The sequence below is a fragment of the Pseudomonas sp. P4795 genome (genome assembly GCF_048822895.1).
GTDB lineage: Bacteria > Pseudomonadota > Gammaproteobacteria > Pseudomonadales > Pseudomonadaceae > Aquipseudomonas.
Genome location: NZ_JBMFBT010000005.1, coordinates 65,121 through 90,895 on the forward strand (window position 1 = coordinate 65,121; position 25,775 = coordinate 90,895).

Below are 25,775 nucleotides of genomic sequence, written 5' to 3' on the forward strand. Positions count from 1 at the left end.
GGAAAGAGGTGCTAGCATAGAGCCACCAGTCGATCTCAGCATGCACCCTAACTAGTAGTCAGGATATGACCGAGCCAGAAGACCCCAGCCGTGAGCGCCTCAAGCACCATTTTGCCCAGCGGGTAATTCATCAGGCACGTCAGATTCTTGAGATATGGCAGCGCCTGCAACGCAGCGAATGGTCCACCGCCGACCTCGCCGAACTGAGCGAGGCGAATCTGCGCCTGCTGCGTTTCGCCGAGCGCTTCGAACAGCCCGAACACACGCATCTGGCGCACCATATCAGCCAGTCGCTGGAAGCCGTGGACGCCAATCGCGGACGCCTGAGCAGCGGACTGATTACCGACCTCAACCGTTTGATGCAGCGTCTGTCGCGCACCGGCCTGCGTCATGGCGATCAACTCGATCAGACCTTCCTGCCGCCGCTGCGCAAGCCGATCTACGTGATGCTGCAGGATCATGATCGCGCCGAGCGTCTGGCCAAGCAGCTGGAGTTTTTCGGTCTGAGCGCCCAGGCGCTGGACAGCGTGGCAGCGTTTCGCTCATCGATGGTCGAGCGCCTGCCGGCGGCGATCGTCATGGACGTGGATTTCAGCGGTGCCGGCGTCGGTCTTAAATTGGCCGCGGAAGCGCAGGTTGGTCTGGATGAACCGCTGCCGCTGCTGTTTTTCAGCCTGCACGAAACCGACACCCCGACCCGTCTCGCCGCCGTGCGTGCCGGTGGCCAGGAATTCCTCACCGGCACCCTCGAAGCCTCGAGCCTGCTGGAGAAAATCGAAGTCCTGACCTGCGTCGCCCAATACGAACCTTATAAAGTGCTGATCATCGACGACTCGCGCGCCCAGGCCATGCACACCGAGCGCCTGCTCAACAGCGCCGGGATCGTCACCCGCACCTTGATCGAACCGATTCAGGCGATGGCCGAACTGGCGGATTTCCAGCCGGATCTGATCATCCTCGACATGTACATGCCGGCCTGTACCGGCACCGAACTGGCCAAGGTCATCCGGCATAATGATCGTTACGTCAGCGTGCCGATCATTTACCTGTCGGCCGAAGACGATCTGGACAAGCAGCTCGACGCCATGAGCGAGGGCGGCGACGACTTCCTGACCAAGCCGATCAAGCCGCGCCACCTGATCACCACGGTGCGCAACCGCGCCGCCCGCGCTCGCAATCTAAAAGCGCGGATGGTCCGCGACAGCCTCACCGGCCTGTACAACCACACGCACATCCTGCAATTGCTTGAAGACTGCTCGTTCCGCGCCCGCCGCGAGAACAAGCCACTGAGTTTTGCCATGCTCGACATCGACCACTTCAAACGGGTCAACGACAGCCACGGCCATCCAATGGGCGACCGCGTGATCAAAAGCCTGGCGCTGTTCCTCAAACAACGCCTGCGCAAAACCGATTTCATCGGCCGTTACGGCGGCGAAGAGTTCGCCATCGTCATGCCCGATACTGATATTGAATCTGCGCACAAAGTGCTCGACGAGATCCGTCAGCGCTTCGCCGAAATCCACTACCCGGCCCAGCCACACGATCTGTGGTGCACCTTCAGCGCAGGCGTGGTGGAGATGCGCGATGACTCCGACAGTCTGATGATGGCCAGCCAGGCCGACGAGGCGCTGTACCGCGCCAAGGATGGCGGACGCAATCGGGTGCAGGCCGCGCGCGACTCAAAGCAAAGTGCCACTTTTTCATCGGAATCGACCCATTCGGTCATAACCCTGTAACAGAACCGCAATAAATTCAGGCGCTTACCATTCTGCCGTTGGTAGCTGTCATGCGCCTGAAGTTGCTCACCAATCTCAACACCCTGTTGCTGGTCGCCGTGTGCGTGGCCCTCGGCGCCACGCTGTGGTGGTCGCAAAAAGCCCTGGAACGCCCATATCTTCTGATGGAGCGTTACCTGGGGTTGTCCCAGCAATTTCAGAATGAGGCGGCGCGCAATGTCGAGGACTACCTCGCCAGCGGCGACGCCCTGCGCCTGAGCAGTGCCAGCCAGGCTTTAGCGGCGCTCCACAAAGAACTTGGCGAACTGCCGCCTGCCCTCGCCGACACCTTGCGCCCAAGCCTTTCCAGCCTCGACGAATTCAGCAAGAGCGATCTGCTGGCCGCTGGCAAACTCGCGGGCGATCCGCAAGCGTTGTTGTTGCAAGCCGAGCGCGAGTTGAGCGCCAGTCTCGATCAGCTCAGCACCTACGCCACTGGCAACGCGAGCTATCTGGCACCGCTGCTCGCCGCTTCCCAGCACCTCGGCAAGCTGTCGCTGGCGCGCAACAAACTGGTCAGCAGCGGACGCAGTGAACTGGCTGCCGATGTCGAACGTGAAGTGAGCAATATTCGCACACAGGCGCAGGCGATTGACGCCCTGCCGCTGCTTGGCGTGGTCACCAGCAGCGAGTCCGGCACCGACGATTTCGCCGCGATGATGGGCATCGAGAACACTGAAAAAGCCGTCGCCGAAGATGCCGGCGTCGGCCTCAAACGCGAACTCAACAGTTTGCTCGGCCGCTATCCGGCCGAACTGTCACGTACTCGCGATCAAATCCAGAAACGCAGCGAACTCAGCGCGGCCACCCACTTGAAAATCGCCGCTGTGCAGCAAGCCATCGCCGGACTGGAACCGGTGGTGCGCGCCCAACATGGGCAGATCCAGGGCGAAGTCCGTCTGATGCAAGGCGTGATGATCGGCCTGATTTTGTTGATCGCGCTGCTGATCGATACCTTGCAGCGGCGTCTGGCCCGCACCCTGACCAACCTTGCTCCGGCGCTTTCAACCTGGGCCGAGGGTGATTTCAGCGGCGATATTCATCTGGGCAAAACCAACCGTGAACTGCACGACATCGAAGCCTCGCTCAACCGCTTGCGTGCGTATCTGGTGGACCTGGTCGGAACAATTCGTGGCAATGCCGAACAAGTCGCCGGCAGCAGCCGCACACTCGCCGACCTGAGCAATGACTTGCACAGCGGCGCCGAACATCAGGCTGGCGATACCGCGCTGATTCGCGATTCACTCAGCGAACTGGAAGCGACCATCCAGCAAGTGGCCGGTGATGCGCGTCAAGCAGCGGACGCCAGTCGGCATGCCGGGCTGGCGGTCGAACACGGCCAGCAAGTCATCGGCCAAAGCCTCACTGGCCTGCATGCACTGGTGGGCGAGGTGCAAGGCAACGCGCAGATGATCGAGCATCTGGCCGAAGAGTCGGCGACCATCGGCGGCGTACTCACGGTAATCCGCTCGATTGCCGATCAGACCAATTTGCTTGCACTCAACGCGGCAATTGAAGCGGCGCGTGCCGGGGAAATGGGCCGCGGGTTTGCCGTGGTTGCCGAGGAAGTCCGCTCACTGGCGCAACGTACCGCCGGGGCCACCGCAGAAATCCAGACACTCATCGCCGGCCTGCAAACCGCTGCCCGGCAATCGGTCGAAGGCATGCGCGCACAAGTCGAACACGCCGAAGCCACGGCCAATCAGGCACAAGCGGCGGACGGCGCACTGGACAAGATAGTCGGCGCGATCCAGACCATTTCCGACACGGCGATCCGCATTGCAGACATCACCGCTCAGCAGAGCGGCGCCGTCAGCGAGATCCGCGATCACAGCGAACGCATTCACCAGTTGGGTGGGGATAATTTGCTGCGCATCGGCCAGGGCCGCGAGCAAGGTGAGAATCTGCTGGCATTGGGCGGACAACTGCACACAGCCGTGCAGGCCTTCCGCGTCTGACACCGCGCTTGTCGCGAATGACCGGATTTAATCGCCCGGTCACATACTTTGCGCAAACATCGGTCATCGTGCTGGCTATTGCAGAGAACTGGACAGTCATAAAGTCTTTGCGGCATAGTCGCCGGGTTCTGACGAGGCTCACCCATAACAAGGAACACGCAGATGGCAACGCTACTGGTGCTGCACGGCCCCAACCTGAACCTGCTCGGCACCCGCGAACCGGGGACTTACGGGTCTACGACGCTGGCGCAGATCAATCAGGATCTGGAACGCCGCGCCCGCGAAGCCGGCCATCATCTGCTGTACCTGCAAAGCAACGCCGAATATGAATTGATCGACCGCATCCACGCCGCGCGCGGCGAAGGTGTGGACTTCATTCTGATCAACCCAGCAGCTTTTACACACACAAGTGTCGCTTTACGTGACGCGCTGCTGGCGGTGAGCATCCCATTCATCGAAGTGCATTTGTCCAACGTGCACAAACGCGAACCTTTCCGCCATCACTCTTACTTCTCCGACGTAGCGGTGGGAGTGATCTGCGGCCTTGGCGCCAGCGGTTACCGACTGGCCCTGGAGGCTGCACTAGAGCAGCTTGAACACCAAGCTATACGCCCCTGACCGACCCTTGGGAGTTGATGATTCATGGATATCCGTAAAGTTAAGAAACTGATCGAATTGCTGGAAGAGTCCGGCATCGACGAGCTTGAGATCAAGGAAGGCGAAGAGTCCGTACGCATCAGCCGCCACAGCAAGACTCCGGCGCAGCAGTACTACGCTCCGGCTCCGATGCAAGCTCCGGTTGCTGCACCTGCCGCAGCTCCAGTGGCTGCGGCCGCTCCGGTTGCCGCTGCTGCTCCAGCGCTGAACGGCACCGTTGCCCGTTCGCCGATGGTTGGCACTTTCTATCGCAAATCCTCGCCGTCCTCGCCGTCCTTCGTCGAAGTTGGCCAGACCGTGAAGAAAGGCGACACCCTGTGCATCGTTGAAGCCATGAAGATGATGAACCACATCGAAGCTGAAACCAGCGGTGTGATCGAGTCCATCCTCGTTGAAGACGGCCAGCCGGTTGAGTACGACCAACCGCTGTTCACCATCGTTTGAACCGCGGAGAAACTTTGATGACTGCGAAGTTGGAAAAAGTTCTGATCGCCAACCGCGGTGAGATCGCTCTGCGGATTCTGCGTGCCTGCAAAGAGATGGGCATCAAGACCGTCGCCGTTTACTCCAAGGCGGACAAAGAGCTGATGCACCTGGGTCTGGCAGACGAATCCGTTTGCATCGGTCCGGCGTCTGCCACTCACTCCTACCTGCATATCCCGGCAATCATCGCGGCCGCTGAAGTGACTGGCGCTACCGCCATTCACCCAGGCTACGGTTTCCTCGCGGAAAACGCCGACTTTGCCGAGCAGGTCGAGAATTCCGGCTTCGCGTTCATCGGTCCGAAAGCCGACACCATTCGCCTGATGGGCGACAAGGTATCAGCCAAGCACGCGATGATCGAAGCAGGCGTGCCAACCGTTCCAGGCTCCGACGGCCCACTGCCGGAAGACGAAGAAACGGCACTGCGCATTGGTCGTGAAGTCGGCTACCCGGTGATCATCAAAGCCGCTGGCGGCGGTGGTGGTCGCGGCATGCGCGTGGTGCATAAAGAAGAAGACCTGATCTCCTTCGCCAAGCTGACCCGCACCGAAGCCGGTGCAGCGTTCGGCAACCCGATGGTCTATCTGGAAAAATTCCTGACCAATCCACGTCACGTGGAAGTTCAGGTGCTTTCCGACGGCCAGGGCCACGCCATCCATCTGGGTGACCGCGATTGCTCGCTGCAACGGCGCCACCAGAAAGTTCTCGAAGAAGCGCCGGCACCGGGCATCGACGAGAAGGCTCGCCAGGAAGTCTTCGCCCGCTGCGTCAAGGCGTGCATCGACATCGGCTACCGTGGCGCCGGCACTTTCGAGTTCCTGTACGAGAACGGTCGTTTCTACTTCATCGAAATGAACACTCGTGTTCAGGTGGAGCACCCGGTTTCGGAAATGGTCACCGGGATCGACATCGTCAAGGAGATGCTCAGCATCGCCGCTGGCAACAAGTTGTCGTTCACCCAGGAAGACGTGGTTATCCGCGGTCACTCGCTGGAATGCCGGATCAACGCTGAAGACCCGAAAACCTTCATGCCGAGCCCGGGTACGGTCAAGCATTTCCACGCCCCAGGCGGCAACGGCGTTCGCGTCGATTCGCACCTGTACAGCGGTTATGCGGTTCCGCCGAACTACGACTCGCTGATCGGCAAGCTGATTACTTACGGCGCAACCCGCGACGAAGCCATGGCACGCATGCGCAATGCCCTGGACGAAATCGTGGTCGACGGGATCAAGACCAACATCCCGCTGCACCGGGATCTGGTTCGTGACGAAGGCTTCTGCAAAGGGGGCGTGAACATTCACTACCTCGAGCACAAGCTGGCTGCCGAGAAGCACTAAGCTTCAGCCCGCACCTGACAAAGCCGCCTTCGGGCGGCTTTGTTGTTTCTACAGATTACAAAAAACCTGTGGGAGCGAGCTTGCTCGCGAAGGCGGCGCATCAGTCAGCATCAAAGTGACTGGCAATCCGCTTTCGCGAGCAAGCTCGCTCCCACAAAAGCTTTGCGCTCGCGTAAACTTGCGCGCTTCTCGCAGGCCGCTAGGCTGCAATCAATATTTTTCAAAGGTGCCCGCCATGCCTTGGCTGCAAGTCCGTCTCGCCATCAGCCCAGAACAAGCCGAAACCTACGAAGACGCTTTCCTTGAAGTGGGCGCCGTTTCGGTGACCTTCATGGACGCCGAAGATCAGCCGATCTTCGAGCCGGAACTCAACACCACGCCGCTGTGGGCGCACACGCATCTGTTGGCGCTGTTCGAAGGCGGCACTGAACCGGCACCGGTTCTGGCCCATCTGGAACTGCTGACCGGCAGCCCGCTGCCCGAGCACCACAGCGAAGTGATCGAAGATCAGGACTGGGAACGCAGCTGGATGGACGGTTTCGAGCCGATGCAATTCGGTCAGCGCCTGTGGATCGTGCCGAGCTGGCACGCCGCGCCGCAACCTGATGCAGTGAATCTGCTGCTCGATCCGGGCCTGGCGTTCGGCACCGGTACGCATCCAACCACCGCTTTGTGCCTGGAATGGCTCGACGGTCAGGACCTGAAAGACTGCAACGTGCTGGATTTCGGCTGCGGCTCGGGGATTCTGGCGATTGCCGCCCTGCTGCTCGGCGCCAAGGAAGCGGTCGGCACCGATATCGACGTGCAGGCGCTGGAAGCCTCGCGCGACAACGCCGGGCGCAACGGCATTGCCGACGAGCTGTTCCCGCTGTACCTGCCGCAAGATCTGCCACAAGTTCAGGCTGACGTGCTGGTTGCCAACATCCTCGCCGGGCCACTGGTATCGCTGGCCCCGCAACTGTCCAGCCTGGTCAAGACCGGCGGGCGTCTGGCGCTGTCGGGCATCCTCGCCGAGCAAGGCGAAGAAGTCGCCCAGGCCTATGCGCAGGACTTCGATCTCGATCTGATCGCCAATCGTGATGGCTGGGTACGCATCACCGGCCGTCGGCGCTAGAATGGCCGCCTGCCTAATCCGGATCGTCGCATGACCGACAGCTTCGTCACTCAGTGCCCGCATTGCTCAACCAGTTTCCGCGTCAGCCATGCTCAATTGAGCGTGGCGCGCGGAGTGGTTCGCTGTGGCTCTTGCCTGCAAGTGTTCAACGCGGCCAAGCAGCTGCTTGAACAAAGTGCTGGCAAGGAAGCGCTTGCGCCGGTTGCACAGCCTGTCGCCGAGCCGCCGGTGATTGCCGAGCTGCCGAGCGTCGTCGAACCATTTGAGCCACGCGCCATCAGCCAAAAGCAATGGAACGCCGCCGATCTGGATCTGGACAGCCTCGATCTGGACGAAGAGCTCGCTCGCCTCGAACAGCGCGAAATCCAGCCGACCACCGAGTTTGGCCGCGCCCGCGAAGATTCGCTCAGCGCCCGTCGCGATAATCATGAATCGGAAGAAGCGCCGTGGTCCGATAGCCTGTTCAGCGAACCGGCCGATGAGCGCAGCCTCAAGCTGGACGACGAACCCGAAGCCGTCGACTACGAACCCGGCAAACCGGCGCGCACCGAGCCTTCGCTGTCGCTGGAGCCGGTGGATCTGGATGACGAACCGCCGATCCCGCAACTGCGCCTGCATGACCCCATCGACCCGAATGCCCGCCGCGAACGCTTTTCCGCCAGGCCTGAAGCTGAAGCCGATGACGACCTGCCGCTGATCGAAGCGCCGCGTCAAAAACGCGAACGCCCGGAAACCAGCGTGCGCGCCGAAGCGCTGCACGACCTGACCGATGATCCGCTGCAACTCGACTGGCAGAAACGCCGCTCGCCGTGGGGCCGACGCATTCTCTGGCTGTTGCTGATCACTCTGGCCGCCGCCGGCCTCGCTGGGCAATACATCGCCTATCACTTCGATGAGCTGGCGCGTCAGGATCAATACCGCCCGTGGTTTCAGCAGGTGTGCCCGCAAATCGGCTGCAGCGTGCCCTCAAAAGTCGATATAGCCAGGATCAAGAGCAGCAATCTGGTGGTGCGCAGCCACCCGGAATTCAGCGGTGCACTGGTGGTGGACGCGATCATTTACAACCGCGCAACCTTCTCGCAACCGTTCCCGTTACTCGAACTGCGTTTCGCCGACCTCAACGGCCATCTGATTGCCAGCCGCCGCTTCAAACCCGGCGAATACCTCAACGGCGACCTCGAAGGCATGGCGGAAATGCCGCCGCAGACGCCGATCCACATCGCCCTGGACATCCTCGATCCGGGACCCAAAGCGGTGAACTACAGCCTGAGTTTCCACTCGCCCGAGTGAAACGCTTCACCGCTGCGCGCTTGACGGCAGTTTTCTGACTTCGCCCCGGCCAACCAAACCGCTGGCAATAACGGAATAACTGTTCAGATTTTGTTCAATTCAGCCTTTCTCCAGTCATCGAGAGCGGGTATCATGCCAACCCTTTTTCGAACTCTCATGATCCGGCCCCACTTCAGGGAAGTCCTATGTCGGCGGTACGCATCGGCCCATACACATTAAGCAACGGCTTGATTCTCGCCCCTATGGCGGGCGTCACCGACCAGCCCTTTCGTCAGTTGTGCAAACGCATGGGCGCAGGGCTTGTCGTTTCGGAAATGGTCACCAGCGACATGAGCCTGTGGAACACCCGCAAGTCGCGCATGCGCATGATCCACGAAGGCGATCCCGAGCCACGCTCGGTGCAGATTGCCGGTGGCGATGCGCAGATGCTCGCGGATGCGGCCCGGGCCAACGTCGAACTGGGCGCACAGATTATTGACATCAACATGGGTTGCCCGGCGAAGAAGGTCTGCAACAAGGCTGCCGGTTCCGCGCTGTTGAAGGATGAAGCACTGGTTACCGAGATCCTGCAGGCCGTCGTGGCTGCGGTTGATGTGCCGGTCACCCTGAAGATCCGCACGGGCTGGGATCGCGACAACAAGAACGGCCTGACCGTGGCGAAGATCGCCGAGCAGGCCGGGATCACCGCGCTGGCAGTGCATGGCCGCACGCGCGCCGATCTGTACACCGGTGAAGCCGAGTACGACACGATTGCCGCGATCAAGCAGGCCGTGTCGATCCCGGTGTTTGCCAATGGCGATATCGATTCACCGCAAAAGGCCCGCTACGTGCTCGACGCGACCGGTGTCGATGGCCTGTTGATAGGCCGCGCCGCCCAAGGGCGGCCATGGATTTTTCGCGAGATCGAACACTTCCTGCGTACCGGCGAAATCATGCCGGCGCCGGAACTGGTCGAGGTGGAACGCATTCTGCTGGAGCATCTGGCCGCACTTCACGCTTTCTATGGAGACGTGATGGGCGTGCGAATTGCTCGGAAGCATGTGGGCTGGTATCTCGCAACCTTGCCGGGCGCCAGGGAGTTTCGCGCCCACTTCAATCGTTTGGATGGTACGGAAACACAATGCGCCAACGTTCGGGAGTTCTTCGCCGAGCGTTACAAGAGCCTGACAGGGGACGAAGAAGGGGTGGCCGCATGACGATGATGACCGAGACTTTAGTGAGTGGAACAGCACCCGTGAGCGACAACGTGAATTTGAAACAGCACCTCAATACGCCGAGCGAAGAAGGCCAGACCCTTCGCGGGAGTGTCGAGAAGGCGCTGCACAATTATTTCGCCCACCTTGAAGGCGCTGCCGTCACGGATGTGTACAACCTGGTGCTCTCCGAAGTCGAGGCTCCCCTGCTCGAAAGCGTGATGAACTACGTCAAGGGCAACCAGACCAAGGCCAGCGAGCTGCTCGGACTCAACCGAGGCACGCTGCGCAAGAAACTCAAGCAGTACGATCTGCTGTAAGCATTCAATCAAACCAGAAAGGCGCCCGCGTAAAACCGGTCGCCTTTTTTGCTGACTTCCTTTGCTTTTGATGGAAATTGAGATGACCGACCAGACTACCCGCCTGCCGATCCGCCGCGCCTTGATCAGCGTTTCCGACAAGACCGGGATCCTCGAATTCGCCAGGGAGCTGGAAGCCCTGGGCGTGGAGATTCTGTCCACCGGCGGGACCTTCAAACTGCTGCAGGACAACGGCGTGGCCGCAGTGGAAGTCGCGGATTACACCGGTTTCGCGGAGATGATGGACGGTCGGGTGAAAACCCTGCACCCGAAAATCCACGGCGGCATCCTCGGTCGTCGCGGGATCGACGACGCGATCATGAGCGAGCACGGCATCAAGCCGATCGATCTGGTTGCAGTCAATCTGTACCCGTTTGAAGCCACCATCAACAAGCCGGGCTGCGATCTGCCGACCGCCATCGAGAACATCGATATCGGCGGCCCGACCATGGTCCGTTCGGCTGCAAAAAATCATAAAGACGTAGCAATCGTGGTGAATGCCAGCGATTACGCCGACGTCCTGCAAAACCTGAAAAACGGTGGCCTGACCTACGCTCAGCGTTTTGACCTGATGCTCAAGGCATTTGAGCACACCGCCGCCTACGACGGCATGATCGCCAACTACATGGGCACCGTGAACCAGGCCGCCGAGACCCTCTCGACCTCCGGTCGCAGCGAATTCCCGCGCACCTTCAACAGCCAGTTCATCAAGGCTCAGGAAATGCGCTACGGCGAGAACCCGCACCAGAGCGCGGCGTTCTACGTGGAAGCCAAGCCGGCCGAAGTCGGCATCGCTACCGCCACCCAGCTGCAAGGCAAAGAGCTGTCGTACAACAACGTGGCTGACACCGACGCAGCGCTGGAATGCGTGAAGAGCTTCGTCAAACCGGCCTGCGTGATCGTCAAGCACGCCAACCCGTGCGGCGTGGCCGTGAGCCCGGACGCTGAAGGTGGCATTCGTCAGGCTTACGAACTGGCTTACGCCACCGACACCGAGTCGGCGTTCGGCGGCATCATCGCGTTCAACCGTGAACTGGATGCTGAAACCGCCAAGGCGATCGTCGAGCGTCAGTTCGTTGAGGTGATCATCGCCCCAAGCGTCAGCGAAGAAGCGCGCGCCATCGTCGCCGCCAAAGCCAACGTGCGCCTGCTGGCCTGCGGCGAGTGGTCGGCTGACCGTGCCGCTGCCTGGGACTACAAGCGCGTCAACGGCGGCTTGCTGGTACAGAGCCGCGACATTGGCATGATCGGCAGCGAAGACCTGAAAGTCGTGACCAACCGCGCCCCGACCGAACAGGAAATCAACGACCTGATCTTCGCCTGGAAAGTTGCCAAGTACGTTAAATCCAACGCCATCGTCTACGCCAAAAACCGTCAGACCATCGGTGTCGGCGCTGGCCAGATGAGCCGTGTGAATTCCGCGCGTATCGCCGCGATCAAGGCAGAGCACGCAGGTTTGCAGGTGGCCGGTTCGGTCATGGCTTCCGACGCGTTCTTCCCGTTCCGCGACGGCCTGGACAACGCGGCCAAGGTTGGCATCACTGCGGTGATTCAGCCGGGCGGCTCGATGCGTGATGCGGAAGTGATTGCTGCGGCTGATGAAGCCGGCATCGCCATGGTGTTCACCGGCATGCGCCACTTCCGTCACTGATACTCGCTCCCCCTGTAGGAGCTGCCGCAGGCTGCGATCTTTGATCTTGATGGTAAAAACAACGTCAAAAGATCGCAGCCTCGTTGCACTCGACAGCTCCTACAAGGGCTTGCAGCGCACCCCATAGTTTCCTGAGGTTTTTGAAATGAATGTTTTGATCATTGGCAGCGGTGGCCGTGAACACGCTCTGGCCTGGAAAGTGGCTCAGGATCCGCGCGTGCAGAAGGTTTTCGTTGCTCCGGGCAACGCCGGCACCGCGATTGAAGCCAAGTGCGAAAACGTCGCCATCGACGTGCTGGCCCTTGAGCAGCTCGCCGATTTCGCCGAGAAAAACGTTTCGCTGACCATCGTCGGCCCGGAAGTGCCGTTGGTGGCTGGCGTGGTCGATCTGTTCCGCGCCCGTGGCCTCGATTGCTTCGGCCCGACCGCCGGCGCTGCGCAACTGGAAGGCTCGAAAGCCTTCACCAAGGATTTCCTCGCGCGTCACAAGATCCCGACTGCCGATTACCAGAACTTCACCGAGATCGAGCCGGCCCTGGCTTATCTGCGTGAAAAAGGCGCACCGATCGTGATCAAGGCTGACGGCCTCGCTGCCGGTAAAGGCGTGATCGTCGCCATGACCCTGCAAGAAGCCGAAGACGCCGTGCGTGACATGCTCGCCGGCAACGCTTTCGGTGAAGCCGGTTCGCGCGTCGTCATCGAAGAATTCCTCGACGGCGAAGAAGCCAGCTTCATCGTCATGGTCGACGGCAAGAACGTTCTGCCGATGGCCACCAGCCAGGATCACAAACGCGTCGGCGACGGCGACAGCGGCCCGAACACCGGTGGCATGGGTGCCTACTCCCCTGCCCCGGTGGTGACCGCCGAAGTGCACAAGCGCGTGATGGATCTGGTGATCTGGCCGACCGTGCGCGGCATGGCCGATGAAGGCAACGTCTACACCGGTTTCCTGTATGCAGGGCTGATGATCGACAAGGCCGGCAATCCGAAAGTCATCGAGTTCAACTGCCGCTTCGGCGATCCTGAGACCCAACCGGTAATGCTGCGTTTGCAGTCGAGCCTGGTGTTGCTGGTCGAAGCCGCACTGGCGCAGGCGCTGGACAAGGTCGAAGCACAGTGGGATCCGCGTCCGAGCATCGGCATCGTACTCGCCGCTGGCGGTTACCCGGGCGACTACGCCAAGGGCACGCCGATCAACGGTCTGGACGCGGCAGCAGCGCTGGAAGGCAAAGTTTTCCACGCTGGTACTGCGTTGAAAGACGGCCAGGTGGTGACTGCCGGTGGCCGCGTACTGTGCGCCACCGCAATGGGCGCCAGCGTCGGTGCTGCGCAAGAGCAGGCTTACAAACTGGCCAAAGCGATCGACTGGGAAGGCTGCTTCTACCGTAACGACATTGGCTACCGTGCCATTGCCCGTGAGCGCGGCGAAACCCAGCAATAAGCTACGCTGTGTATCCGGTAAGGGCTCAAGGCTCTTGCCGGACTGTTGCGACGCGGCGCATCGTTATAATCTGGCATCAACCTACGAAGGGATTTCGCCGTGCGCTGGCTCAGGATTGCCATAGGCTTCACCGTCACTTTGCTGACAATGCTCTGCATGCTCCCGGCCCTGGCCGCGCAAGGCAGTGGCTGGTCGGTATTGCTCGACGATCAGGGCAACCTGCAACTGAGTGACATCCGCTCCGCCCGCTACACCAATCAATTCAGCCCCATCGACCTTGAGCGCCTCACCGCGGCCGAGCCCGATGGAGCGTTGTGGCTGCGTTTCAAACTGGCGCCCGGCAAGCATGAGCAAGTGCTGCGAATCTTCGCCCCAGACCTGTCACACCTCAATCTCTACGTGCTCGACGGCGACAAGCTGATCGAGCAACGCGAAACCGGCACCACCCAACCGCAGGCCGAGCGGCCACTGCCGAGCAGCGACTTCATGCTGCCGCTGCCGCAAACCGACAAGACCCTCGACGTTTACCTGCGACTGGTTTCCGATCACCAATTGCGCCCGTACATCACCCTGCAATCGGCGGTGATGAGCGCGGCCAGCCAGAACCAGACTTTGATTTACGGTCTGCTGTTCGGCTGCCTGATCATGCTGATCCTGCACAACCTGATCCGCTACGCGTACACCCGTTCGCGCAGCAGCCTGTGGCTGGCCGTGTGTGAATGCTTGCTGGGCCTGAGCCTGTTGCTGCTGCTCAATCTGGCCGGCCCGTGGCTGCCGAACTGGCACGCAATCCAGACGCCCGGCGCCTATCTGGCGCTGCTGCTGACCGCCCCGGCAGGCCTGATGTTTGCCCTGCGTTTTTTCGCCCCGCTCGGCGCGCATCCGCTGAACAAGCTGTTGCTCGGCGACATTCTGTTCATCGTGATCTGCAGCTTGCTGCTGTTGTTCGTCAACACGCTGCCGCTGAACATCATCACCTACGCCTTGGTAGCACTGGCCGGTCTGAGCATGTTGCTGGTCGGCTTCTATCACTGGCAGAAAGGCTATCGCCCGGCGCGGCTGTTCGTGGCGGCGATGGTGGTGTTCAATATTGGCACGCTGATCATTCTTCCGGCGCTGCTCGGGCTGACACTGGTCGCGCCGCAAGGCCTGATCATGGTGCTGATGGGCTTCATCTGCATCAGCGGCCTGCTGATGAGCATCGCCCTGGGCGAGCGCCAGCGCAGCATCACCGAGACAGATTTCAGCATCAGCCGTGATCTCGCCGCGAGTAACGCCGAGATCAACGCCAAAGCCGAATTCCTCGCCAAGATCAGCCACGAGATCCGCACCCCGATGAACGGCGTGCTGGGCATGACCGAACTGCTGCTAGGCACGCCGCTGTCGGTCAAGCAACGTGACTACGTGCAAACCATTCACAGCGCCGGCAACGAGCTGCTGACCTTGATCAACGAGATTCTCGACATCTCGCGGCTCGAGTCCGGGCAGATCGAACTGGACGATGTGCAGTTCGACCTCAACGCGCTGATCGACGATTGCCTGAGCATTTACCGGGCCAAGGCCGAACAGCAGAACGTCGAGCTGATCAGCTTCATCCAGCCGCAAGTGCCGCGAGTGATCAGCGGCGATCCAACGCGACTGCGCCAGACCCTGCTCAGTCTGCTGGAAAACGCCCTGAAGAAAACCGACGAAGGCGAGGTGCTGGTGGTGGTTGCCCTCGACGAACGCAGCACCCAGCCGCGCCTGCGCATCGCCGTGCAGGACAGCGGCGAGCCGATGCCGCAGGAAGAGCGCGACGCGTTGATGCACGCCGAGTTGCACAGCAAACATTTCCTGTCGGCCAATCGCCTCGGAGGCAATCTCGGGCTGGTCATCGCGCGGCAGTTGATTCGTCTGATGCAGGGCGAATTCGGTATCAAGAGCGGTGCGACTCAGGGCAGCACCTTGTGGCTGACCTTGCCGCTGGATCCGGATCGCCTCGAACACCCGACGTCTGATCTGGACAGTCCGCTGCAAGGTGCGCGGGTGCTGGTGGTCGACGACAACGACACTTGCCGCAAAGTGCTGGTGCAGCAATGCAGCGCCTGGGGGCTGAACGTCAGCGCCGTGCCGTCGGGCAAGGAAGCGCTGGCGCTGTTGCGCACCAAGGCGCATCTGCGTGACTACTTCGATGTGGTGTTACTCGATCAGAACATGCCCGGCATGACCGGCATGCAACTGGCGGCCAAGATCAAGGAAGACCCGAGCCTGAACCACGACATCCTGCTGATCATGCTCACCGGCATCAGCAATGCGCCGAGCAAGATCATCGCGCGCAATTCGGGGATCAAACGCATCCTCGCCAAACCGGTGGCCGGCTACACGCTGAAAACCACGCTGGCCGATGAATTGAACCAGCGCAATCGCGGCCAGGTAGTATTCCAGCCGCAAGTCGTCGGCCCGGCAACCGCGGTCAAAGTGCCGAGCGATTTCCGCATTCTGGTGGCCGAGGACAACACGATTTCCACCAAAGTGATTCGCGGCATGCTCGGCAAGCTCAACCTGCAGCCGGACACCGCGAGCAATGGCGAAGAGGCCTTGCAGGCAATGAAAGCCCAACGTTATGACCTGGTGCTGATGGATTGCGAGATGCCGGTGCTTGACGGTTTCTCCGCCACTCAGCAACTACGCGCATGGGAAGTCAGCAACCAACGCATTCGCACGCCGATTGTCGCGTTGACTGCGCACATTCTCGCCGAGCACAAGGAACGCGCGCGCCAGGCCGGGATGGACGGACACATGGCCAAACCGGTGGAGCTGTCGCAACTGCGCGAGCTGATCGAACACTGGGTGGCCCAGCGCGATCAGCAGAATCGCGTGGCTTCAACATCTTGAGCCGCATCTTCCATAGTCAGATGTACGACATTGCCGTCGATCTTATCCCTGATTTTCATGGCAATTGCATCTCTCACCGGCTGGTACAGCGTTTCTGACAGATTCGCCCGCGCAGTCCGGATGCAAACAGAACCCTCGACATCTTCGCTCTGAAAACGCGCCCAGGGCGTGAAGCTTGTTTCCTGGCGGGTTCTGAACTCGAGATAGACACTGTCGAACGTTGTGGGAGTGGGCGCCAGAATTACCAGCATGTGCACATCCTTGATTGGCCGAGGCATCAGGGGCGCTTCAGTTTTCGGGGGTTTTTCCATGTGCTTGTGCATGACTCTCATGGCCGACTCTGTGCAGTTGATACCTGCCGCGTGCGCCAATGCCTCGGCGAACACTTGTCCCTTTACCAACGTCGCAACGTTTTCCAGACTCGCAAGCCATTGCAGTGGAGTCTGGGTGATGCCCGCATTCACCTGCACGTCTCGACGGGCGCGTGAACTCCTGAGCCAGAAGTCATCCAATACGCTCACATACGAGTCATACCAGTCCTGCGCGGATTCCTTCTCTACTTTTTTATTCGCAACCAGTTGCGCCAACAATATCGAAGATACCAAATCGTCATAGGCCTGCACTTTGTGCGCCCTTGAAACAATCAACAGAGCCGAGCCCACTGCCATTAAAAAAAAGTCATTTTTCATAGCCACCTCAATTATAAAAAGAGGGACACTATCCAGCGCCCCTCCTGAATCAATCAGATCTCGTATTCATCGATCTTTTCAACAGCGTTAACACCAAGTCTGACTTTGATACTTTCACGTGTCGCGTCTGCGACCAGTGTGTTTTTGGCGAATACAGTCTCGCCGCGATACAAGTTCACATTCCGAATATCGACATCGACAAACAGAACTTTGGTCGAAGTATTCTTGCGTTTGAAGCGTACCGCACCGACTGCCATGATCGCTTCGCCGGCAACTTCAGTGCATGAAGCGGCCGCCATGCCGCCGACACCGTTATCCAGAAGATTGCGCTCATAGAGTGTCAATGCTGTATCACGTTTCTGCAGTGCCGCAACCGCATCGCCTGCGACCTTCAGCATCAATGCAGTGGAGGGACCCGGCAAGGCGATGCCCGCGATAACGGAGCCGAGGATGTCCAGCACCAGCTTGTCCATACGGACAGTGTTACCGGCGATGTGCAAATCGTTGTAGTACTTGGAGACAGGCGTCCAGCCGCAGTCGGTCATCACCTGACGAAACAGTTGGTACCACTCCTTTCCCTGATCTTCTGCACGAAACTTCTTGTTAGCTACCAGCGTCGCGAAGAGAAAGGCGTTTTGTGCATCGGACTTGTTATCGCCAGTGAGCTGACCGGTAAATGTCAGAATACCCTCTCCCACGATAGCCGCCTTGGATGGTTCTTCTACGACCAGTCCAGATATTGCAGCACTGCGAGGCTGAGCGTATATCACATCAGCCATATCATATTCATTGATGTTCTCGACACAGGTGGCAATATAACGATCAACAATAACTTGGTTATTCATAATAATAAATCCATAACTTAATTAATAACAAACTCCTCATGAGTCCGCGAACAAACAATAACCAAACTAACAACCAATCACAAACCAGAACATGTAACACCATATCCAGCCAAAGATAATCTCCTGCCACTGGATCGCAGTTTTTATTAGAAAACACCAAGCGAAACTTTTCTCAGATGCCGCGCACAGAAAACTCGTCAACTGATAGACTCAGGCACAACTCTCCTGTAGCGGGACTCAAAGATGCTCCATGTGTTGTTCAGTGTTTACTTGAAGATGCTGGTGCTCTACAGCCCGTTCTTCGTGTTGTCCTGCTTTATCAGCCTGACCCGAGGTTATTCGCGCAAGGAACAGCGGCGCCTGGCCTGGAAAGTCGCTACCGCCACATTGGTCTCGAGCGTATTGCTGTATCTGTTCGGGCGAGTGATTTTCGACGTGTTCGGGATCACTGTGGATGCGTTCCGCATCGGCGCCGGCAGCGTATTGTTCATTTCGGCGCTGGGCATGGCCCAAGGCAAATCGGTGGTGCAGACCGATAACGTGCAGCAGGACGTGACCATCGTGCCGCTGACCATTCCGCTGACGGTCGGCCCTGGCACCATCGGTGCGTTACTGGTGATGGGCATCAGCCAGCCGCACTGGGATGACAAACTCACGGCGATCATGAGTATTGCGCTGGCCAGTTTCACGGTTGGCGTGGTGTTGTATCTGTCGAACCGTATCGAGCGGATTCTCGGCGATCAGGGTTTGCAGATTGTCAGCCGCTTGATGGGACTGTTCGTGTGTGCGCTGGCAGCGCAGATCATCTTTACCGGCGTCAAGGGTTACCTGGTGCCTTGAACCCGCCCAGCAAAAGACCGCCGACCCTGCAGTCGGCGGTCTGAGTCAGCGCCGGGCGTTCTCAGCCAGGCGAGGCTGCGGTATTGCGTGCCTTCAATTCATCCAGCAGCGCTTTCAGCGTCACACTGTCCGTGCCCTTGCGCGCTTTCATCCCGCGCGCCAGCGTCGACACCAGAACAGGTCGCAGCCCCTGCACTTCGAGCATCGCATCGCCACGCAACTGAGGGTCGAGCGCATAGGCATGGCGAAAAAGTACACAGTGCTCGGCGTCAGGATCGACCACCACCAGGTGTTCTTCGACAATGCCCACTTCCAGCTTCTGCGGCGCGTCCGCTGACCAGATCAGTCTGCTCATCACCATAGGCTTGCCAGCCAGCGGATGCCGGCAATCGACGACCATCGCATCCAGCCTGCGCGACAACGCCTGAGTCAAATGGCACTTCATGAAGCCGCCCCCCATGCGCACCACCAATGTGCGTACGTCATCAGGTATCAGTGGTCGCAGATCGTGCGCATCCACCCGTCCTTCAATTACCAGCACCTCGGCGTTGCGCTCGACGTAATCCAGCGGACCGATCTGACGCTTGCTCGGATAACCCTGGACCAGACGCTCCAGCGGTTCGTGCAACAACACATCGGTGTGGCGCCGGGTGCCCAGAAGTTCGAAGTCCGCAGGCAAGTCGGAGCTCGCGACCCGGATCAGCCGAGCACTGTCGACGATATACCAGCGCACGCTGGCATCATTTGCGGCGACGGAAATGAATGGGCGATGGGACTGCGTCTCCAGCAGCGTCTGGAGGTCGCGGGTGAGTTGTTCACTGTGCGCCGCCACCCAATCACGCCCCACGCCGACAATGATCGGCGGCTCGTCGAATTGTAACTCCAGCACCACGTCATCAAGGGTCGTCCCCAACAGGCCGGCACCGTCAATCCGCACATCGGCAAAGTGCCATGGCGCCCACTGCCGCTCGGGTTTGGGCAGCACATCCGCCTGCAATAGCTGTGTACCGGTGCCGAACGCTTGATCGAGTTGCTGCGAATCGATAAATGCCTGGCGCCAGATTTCTCCGCTCGAGGCCTCGAACAGCCACGCCGACTGGTTATCCGGCGTTAGGCCGAGCAAGCGTACATCCGGCTGTTTTGCCGCGCATAACAGCAAACGATTGTCGACGTACCAGCCGTGCAAGCGTGCATCGTTGCCAGCATTGGCCACACCGACGATGGCGAACTGCTCAACGCCATGTTTGTTGGCCAGAGCCTCCAGTTCGAGCCACCATTTGGCACGGCCCTTGAGCCATTGTTTACCCAGCCCGGCGAAACGCACTTCACCGTCGGTGCCGATTGCAAACGACAGTCCGTCCTTGGTGTTTGCCAGATAGCCATCGTCCTGCACCGCAACCTGCGTCAGTCCATCGGGCTGCACCCAACGCTGCGACCATTGACTTGCCCCCTCAACCACCGTGCGCTGCACTCGACACAAGCTCTGAAATTTACGGTCGTAGATAACGAATACGTCGTTGTCATGGGCCACCGTCAGCAGCATCAGATCGTTGAGGTCCTGGATCGAGTCCGCCCAGCCACGGGCGCGATGACGCCTCGGCACCGGGCGAATGATCAGATTATCGCGGGTGCGAATCCAGGCCATATCCCGAACAGTGGCCTCGATCTTCCAGCAGACCGACACGTAGGACGCCAACTGCCAGTCGACTGTCGCGTATTTTCCGTCATGCGCCGGCCCGAACACGGTGTGCTCACCCAGCACCGGGGCCCAGTCTTTCAGTGGTGCCTTGTCATCAAGCAGCGCCGCGAATGTCGGCTCAGAGTCACGGGTGATCGAACTGAGCCACAGCAGTCCATCGTGAATCAGGTAATTGATTCGCTCCACAGAGCCATCGACATGGGCATACTCCTGCGTCACATGGACCACGCCGTGGCCGTCCGCTTCGACACTGCGGATCGTGCTGACGCCCTTCTGTCTGAGCAGCAATCGATAGCGATGGCTGAGCAGCCCGGTGTTCGCATCGACCTGCCAGATGTCATAACTGCTCGGGTCATGGAAAAACGCCGACTCGCCGACCACCACCGACAACAGCACATCCTCATCCGACACTTGGTCATCGCGCGCGTACAGGATGCGATCCTCGACCGCGTCATACCAGCCGGTGGTATATCGCGGCGCCTGGGGTTTTTCGAACGGAATCAGATAATCACGGATTGGCGTATAGCGCAGCGTGAGCCGATGGGCGCGGGCCAGTGCTTGCAAATGATCCTGCAATACCTGCGCGTCCACGCCTTTGGGCGGCTGGTCCTGCAACAGATTCAGGACGCCGCCTGTGATGCTGAACAGCTTGCCGTTTTCCACCAGCACAAACAGCTCGGGTGCCACGGTTGCGGTGACCTCGAACTGGCAATCCTTGACGTTGAATTGGCCATTCTTGCCGAACACGATGTCACTTTCGCGCGCCCACGGCGCGACGATGATCCAGCGATCCTTTTGCGCAGCGCTGGCTTCCAGCGCCACGTTGACACCGGGATTGAGCACCAGCGTGCAAGTGCCTGCGCCGCCCTGTAACCGATAGGAAATCTTGCCACGCCAAGGCGCCGGTATCACCGGCACGACCAGTTTTCGCTCAAGAGCATCGAGCTTGACGCTGATCTCGAGCGGTCGGTAATCGGGGTAGATCTGATAGACGATGTAGTGACTCGGAAAGGAATAGAACGAGAACAGAAACAGCCACTCTCCATCTGCCTTTTTCTTCTCCAGGCGCCGGGCGATGTCGAAGCCCTGATCGTGACGCTGCGAAGCGAACGGCAAGGTCTGGTACACGTAGCGGTAGCAGTTCAGAGGGGTGCAAGGCAGGACGATCGGCTGTCCGGCAGGTGGTGCGAAATCCATCTCGTCGGGATAGCCCAATTCAGCACTGAGATTGATCGCGCGGAAGTAATCGCCCTCGAATTCCGGCACGCCGAAATGATCGCGCAGCGGGTACAGTCGGGTGCTGTCGAGCTGCAACTTGCCGGTGCGCAAATCAAGGTGCTTGATGATCAGCGATGGTCGTGGCAGCCAGGCGCCCTGTGTGCCGTTGCAGGAATAGCCGTCGGCGTGATGCGCCTGTTCCAGCTCGGCGAAAAACAGACCGACCGCTTTCGCTTCCTCAGCGATCATCGCGTAATTCTGCGCCAGTGCGGCCACGCCGACGGCCAGCCCACCGAGGATCACCCCGGCACCGCCGAGCACCGCAGCCGCTGTACCCGCACCCAGTAATGCCGCGCCCAGGCCCGCACCGGTCAGGGCCAGACTTGCCGCGTCAAAACCCAGCTGAGTGCCGTAGGTCGCAGTCTCGACATCATTCTGCGCATTCACCAACTGATAGATATCGAAGCCGACATTGGCCAGCCCGAGTACCGCGCCGAGACCTTCATTGGCCACATGCCCCGCAGCGCCGATGGCTTTGCCAGCCAAGGGACCCAGTGCCTCACCGACCACCTGCGCACTGGTGCGGGCAATGATTTTTTCATCACGCAGCGCCGTTTGCACCAGCCCGATCAGCCCCGCCGCATCCACCACATTGCCATGCACCAATTGTGCGTAGTTGACGTAGGCATGCCACTGCACGGCGGTGGTCAACGTGCGGTCAGCGCCTTCACGGGTGCGCAGGGCATTCATCAGTGCTTGAACGGCGAATCCGGCATTCAGGGTGTGAATCGCAGCAGCTTCGGTCGGGTCTACCGGTGCGTTAGTGCGCGCAGGTTTTCGCGCCAGCGTCGAGAACAGCTCGGACAAATAGCCCTTGATGCGCAGCAGACGATTGTCTTGGCTGGTGACCGTCGCGATATGTTCGCCACTTTTTGGATCGACCATGCTCACCCGGAACCCACCCTCGGGGGCGATCTCCAGCGAATCGAACAATGGCACCAGCGGCGTCACCGATTCATGCCCCTCTTGCAAGCGCGACGTCACGTCGGCGATCTGTTCCGCCCACCAGTGGTTATCGAGTTTCAACAGAGAGTTGCCCAGGCGCGGGTTTGCAATCAACGATCGTCCGTGAGCACTGTTGACCCGCTGACGCACAGAGCGCGCCGGCATACCCGGCAATGCGCCCTCTTCAAGCAGATGCGCTACCTTGACCTCGGGCGACAGTTCCAGCTCGGCAACCTGTTCTGCGTGCACATCAATCAGATCGAACTGCGGCAGGCCAGGCTGACCGAAAACGGCATAGTGTTCCGCCAGGCCCGGCACCTTGAAAAATTGCGTGACGGTGGCCTTGAAAATGTCTGCCGAGTTGAACTCGAACAGACCGAAATTGGGATCATAAAAGTGATAAGTGGTCGCCGTGCCTTGCACTGTTTTGGCCACCAGCATCGAGTGATTGTCCGAGTTGAGCATCAACGTCCGGGTGCCGGCAGACTCCTCGATAGTCGCGACCACCTTGTCCAGATCGACCCGCCCCAGCACCGAGCCGACCTCGCTGATTTGCACACTTCGCAATTCCTCCAGAGCAGTCAGGAAGGTGACCGAATCGGAGGCCGCTGGCTCGTCGACCGCAAGGTAAAAACGCCCAAACAATTCTCGCGTTGACATCTCACCCCGTGCGAGCGCGGCACTCATCGCCAACGCAAGCGGGAAGCAGCGGCCGGCCGGTGTGCCATCCTTTTGGGCAAGCAGCATATCTTGCGGCACCATCCTGCCAGTCTTCGCGATAGCCTGATCGAGCACCTGCTCCAGGCGCTCCTTGACCTGTTCGCGATACTCCCGAGTTGCGACTTCACGGATTTTCGCCACTTGGCGTCCCCATTCAAACAGGGTCACGGCCGAAGACAGCGCCGTTTTTTTCAGGCTCAGCGAACTCGGCGAACGCGTCGGGTGTTGCTCGAGCGGACTGTCCAGCCCGGCTTTGAACGATGGCGTCATCCGTGCGGCGAGCTGCTTTTCAATCACGGCATAGCGTTCCGCCGTGCCGCGCTCGCGGACGCTGTTGATGAGGTTGTCCTGCGCAACGCTCAGCGCCGCAAAACTCCGGTCATCCAGCGTTGGCGCCCCGAGCACCCCACCCAGCGTGAGGCGCTGCAAGGGACTCAGTTGCTCGAGGTGAAACTTGTTCTTGCCCAGACGGATCAGCACCTCGTCCAGTGCCAGGCCTTGAGTCTCTTTGGTGCTCAAGGACGCTGGCGGCCGCAGCCGCAAGTCCTGGCCGCGGATGGTTTGTCGATCATCGAAACCCAGCGGCAACCGCTCGGTAAACACCACGGGGCCATCGTGGCTGCTCATCATGGCCTTGGTGAAAGGTTCGCCAAGTTTGTCGGCCATGCGTTGCAGCAGTTCAGTGTTCAAAACATGCCGGCCTTCGATGATCGGCCAGCCGAGTTCGAATTCGACAGTCGAGTGCTTGAGCAGCTCAGTGACATCACCGGCGTAGCGGGTTTTGAATTGCCCGTCGCGCCATTGCTGCTTTTGGGTTTCCACCCACTTGTCAAAGTCGGTTTCGTCGTCTTTCCAGGAGTGATCCTGCTCTTCTTCGGTATCCCGATTGACTGTATGCAGGCCATCAATTGGCATTTCCGCACGCGATGCCACGGCACCCTCTGGCGTCAAACGCGCCTTTTCGAAGTCCGAGACCCCGTCTTTGATTCCTGCCGGCCCGCTCAAATAAATCGTGCCCTGACTCTGCGGACGGATTCCGTCGTCAAAATAACCCGCAACCGCATCAGCCAGATGGAAAGCAAAAATGAACTCGACGTCTGGCAGGTCGTTGAGTGCACCATAGGAGCGTTCCAGCACTTCAATCGCGAGAGGACGCATCGCATCCACATCCTCGAGCTTGATGCCTCGCTCCAAAGCCAGCCGGAAAGTGACATCCACCAAACCGAAGTTGAATTTGAAACGCTCAAGCACCGACTCAAGTACCGCCGAACCCGCGTGCGCCATCATGAACGCATTACTGATGGTGCTTTTCACAGTCACTGCCCGCAAAGCGTACGGTCGCAGCAGCAAGTCCTGCGGCGGCTGAAATACTTGAGTCAGCGCAGGCTTGCTTTTGGCAAACGCTTGCAGCATCAGACGATGCGGTTCGGGAATTTGCCCAGTCATATCCGTGTATCGGCCACGTATTGCCTGACGGCCCGGCATCCACTCAGGATTTTCATTGAGCAACAATTGCATCACGCCCCGTCGTGCATCTTCACCGAACCCGCTGATATCGACCCCGCCAATCACCTTCAGTAACGGTGGCAAGTTATCGACATCGCTGTAACCACCACCCTCGAAGTGCAAGACCTCTGCTCTTACCACGTCCGACGCAGCAGCGAAGTTGCCGCGCAAACGCATTTCGCGCTGGTAGATTTCCTGCAAGTACAACGGCTTTTCGGTGCTGGCCAAATCACGCACATGCACGTCGCCTTCAACGAGTGCATTGATGCTCTCGCGGTTTTTGCTTATCAGACGCTGTAAATCCTGCGCATCCTGTCCGTAGGCACGGGCCAGCAACTGCACTCGCGCCGCATCGGCGGATGTGCCTTTTGCCACCGAATCATTGATGTGTTCATACATCTGTTGTTTCAGCGCAATGGCGCGCGCAACGTACAACTCGCCCAAACCCCGCTCGGACGTGCTGTCGACACCCCCCTGTTGCATGGCATCGGCCTTGGCCGCCTCGACAATCAGCCGGTTGGTCTCATAAGCCAGCAGCGCATCGCTGTCATACCAGAGGTTGATTTTATAGCCTTGCCCGGCCAGTACTTTTTTCCACAAATTGATGTAATCACGCTGAATATCGCCAAGCCCGCCACCAAGCCAGACGAAGTGCAAAATTTTCGGTACTGGCGTCGCGGCTGTTTTCATCAGCTCGATACTGTAATTCAGGCGCGATGCAAATCCGTCGACCCTGTCACTGATTTCCGCCAGATCGGGCGCCGTTTCGTTCTCCGGGCTTGGCGCAGGTGCATTTTCCGCATCGCGGCGCTCACGTTGCGCACCAAACTCTGCAAGCGCCTGTTTGAACAGGGCCAGTGGTTGCACCAATCGCGGTGAGTCGAGCAACCCGATGCAGGCGAAGTAATAGCGGATTACGGCGTCATATTGCCGGGTGCCTTTATGTGGCAACAACGCCTGTTCAAGGTCACTGAGTTTGAAAAGATTTACGAACTTTACATAACCGCCGTCGGCGCTGGAAACTTTTGCACCCTGCATGAACATAACTCCTTGAAATAATGAATTACCCGAAAAACCTGACATACGAGCAGATGAAATCCCGCCACACTTGCAACTTGTGC

16 protein-coding genes are annotated in these 25,775 nt (G+C 59.4%); 13 read left to right on the forward strand and 3 right to left on the reverse strand.

Annotated features, from left to right (window positions below; all coding sequences use genetic code 11):
* The first annotated feature begins 65 nt into the window (after positions 1 to 65).
* From gcbA to ACOI8A_RS15535, 12 genes are all read left to right on the forward strand, one after another.
* Positions 66 to 1,736 carry a diguanylate cyclase GcbA gene (gcbA, locus tag ACOI8A_RS15480; RefSeq protein ID WP_420647101.1) on the forward strand — a complete coding sequence of 557 codons (1,671 nt, stop codon included), beginning with the start codon at positions 66 to 68 and terminating at the stop codon, positions 1,734 to 1,736.
* A 953-nt stretch (positions 1,737 to 2,689) separates the two neighbouring features.
* On the forward strand, positions 2,690 to 3,733 hold the full coding sequence (locus tag ACOI8A_RS15485; RefSeq protein ID WP_420657785.1) for a methyl-accepting chemotaxis protein: 1,044 nt from the start codon (positions 2,690 to 2,692) through the stop codon (positions 3,731 to 3,733).
* Positions 3,734 to 3,895: 162 nt separating this feature from the next.
* The gene (gene aroQ / locus ACOI8A_RS15490; RefSeq protein WP_420647099.1) at positions 3,896 to 4,351 is read left to right on the forward strand and encodes a type II 3-dehydroquinate dehydratase; all 456 of its coding nucleotides are present in this window, start codon (positions 3,896 to 3,898) and stop codon (positions 4,349 to 4,351) included.
* Between the two features lie 24 nt (positions 4,352 to 4,375).
* Positions 4,376 to 4,834 (forward strand): acetyl-CoA carboxylase biotin carboxyl carrier protein, encoded by a 459-nt coding sequence (gene accB, locus ACOI8A_RS15495; protein WP_420647098.1) that lies wholly within the window; start codon positions 4,376 to 4,378, stop codon positions 4,832 to 4,834.
* A 17-nt stretch (positions 4,835 to 4,851) separates the two neighbouring features.
* Positions 4,852 to 6,210 carry an acetyl-CoA carboxylase biotin carboxylase subunit gene (gene accC, locus ACOI8A_RS15500; protein ID WP_420647097.1) on the forward strand — a complete coding sequence of 453 codons (1,359 nt, stop codon included), beginning with the start codon at positions 4,852 to 4,854 and terminating at the stop codon, positions 6,208 to 6,210.
* Between the two features lie 235 nt (positions 6,211 to 6,445).
* A complete protein-coding gene (gene prmA, locus ACOI8A_RS15505; RefSeq protein ID WP_420651290.1) occupies positions 6,446 to 7,324 on the forward strand; it encodes a 50S ribosomal protein L11 methyltransferase in 879 nt (292 codons plus the stop codon).
* A gap of 30 nt (positions 7,325 to 7,354) precedes the next feature.
* Complete coding sequence (locus ACOI8A_RS15510) at positions 7,355 to 8,614, forward strand: DUF3426 domain-containing protein (protein ID WP_420647095.1); 1,260 nt, start codon at positions 7,355 to 7,357, stop codon at positions 8,612 to 8,614.
* A gap of 185 nt (positions 8,615 to 8,799) precedes the next feature.
* Entirely contained in the window at positions 8,800 to 9,810 is a 1,011-nt protein-coding gene (gene dusB / locus ACOI8A_RS15515) for a tRNA dihydrouridine synthase DusB (protein WP_420647094.1), read from the forward strand.
* Positions 9,807 to 10,127 (forward strand): DNA-binding transcriptional regulator Fis, encoded by a 321-nt coding sequence (fis, locus tag ACOI8A_RS15520; RefSeq protein WP_007921650.1) that lies wholly within the window; start codon positions 9,807 to 9,809, stop codon positions 10,125 to 10,127. The genes dusB and fis overlap by 4 nt, the downstream gene beginning before the upstream one ends.
* An 82-nt stretch (positions 10,128 to 10,209) precedes the next feature.
* Complete coding sequence (purH, locus tag ACOI8A_RS15525) at positions 10,210 to 11,817, forward strand: bifunctional phosphoribosylaminoimidazolecarboxamide formyltransferase/IMP cyclohydrolase (protein ID WP_420647093.1); 1,608 nt, start codon at positions 10,210 to 10,212, stop codon at positions 11,815 to 11,817.
* Between the two features lie 145 nt (positions 11,818 to 11,962).
* The gene (gene purD, locus ACOI8A_RS15530) at positions 11,963 to 13,258 is read left to right on the forward strand and encodes a phosphoribosylamine--glycine ligase (protein ID WP_420647092.1); all 1,296 of its coding nucleotides are present in this window, start codon (positions 11,963 to 11,965) and stop codon (positions 13,256 to 13,258) included.
* A gap of 99 nt (positions 13,259 to 13,357) precedes the next feature.
* Positions 13,358 to 16,132, forward strand: a complete 2,775-nt coding sequence (locus tag ACOI8A_RS15535) for a response regulator (RefSeq protein WP_420647091.1) — start codon at positions 13,358 to 13,360, stop codon at positions 16,130 to 16,132.
* Here ACOI8A_RS15535 and ACOI8A_RS15540 read toward each other — a convergent pair.
* The gene (locus ACOI8A_RS15540; protein ID WP_420647090.1) at positions 16,102 to 16,821 is read right to left on the reverse strand and encodes a hypothetical protein; all 720 of its coding nucleotides are present in this window, start codon (positions 16,819 to 16,821) and stop codon (positions 16,102 to 16,104) included. The genes ACOI8A_RS15535 and ACOI8A_RS15540 overlap by 31 nt on opposite strands.
* Positions 16,822 to 16,874: 53 nt before the next feature.
* Positions 16,875 to 17,666 (reverse strand): hypothetical protein, encoded by a 792-nt coding sequence (locus ACOI8A_RS15545; RefSeq protein WP_420647089.1) that lies wholly within the window; start codon positions 17,664 to 17,666, stop codon positions 16,875 to 16,877.
* Between the two features lie 243 nt (positions 17,667 to 17,909).
* Here ACOI8A_RS15545 and ACOI8A_RS15550 point away from each other — a divergent pair, with 243 nt between their 5' ends.
* Positions 17,910 to 18,506: a MarC family protein gene (locus ACOI8A_RS15550; RefSeq protein ID WP_420647088.1), complete on the forward strand. Its 597-nt coding sequence runs from the start codon at positions 17,910 to 17,912 to the stop codon at positions 18,504 to 18,506.
* A gap of 61 nt (positions 18,507 to 18,567) precedes the next feature.
* On the opposite strand, the gene ACOI8A_RS15555 is transcribed toward ACOI8A_RS15550, so the two are convergent.
* Positions 18,568 to 25,692 carry a TcdA/TcdB pore-forming domain-containing protein gene (locus tag ACOI8A_RS15555; protein WP_420647087.1) on the reverse strand — a complete coding sequence of 2,375 codons (7,125 nt, stop codon included), beginning with the start codon at positions 25,690 to 25,692 and terminating at the stop codon, positions 18,568 to 18,570.
* Positions 25,693 to 25,775 lie beyond the last annotated feature (83 nt).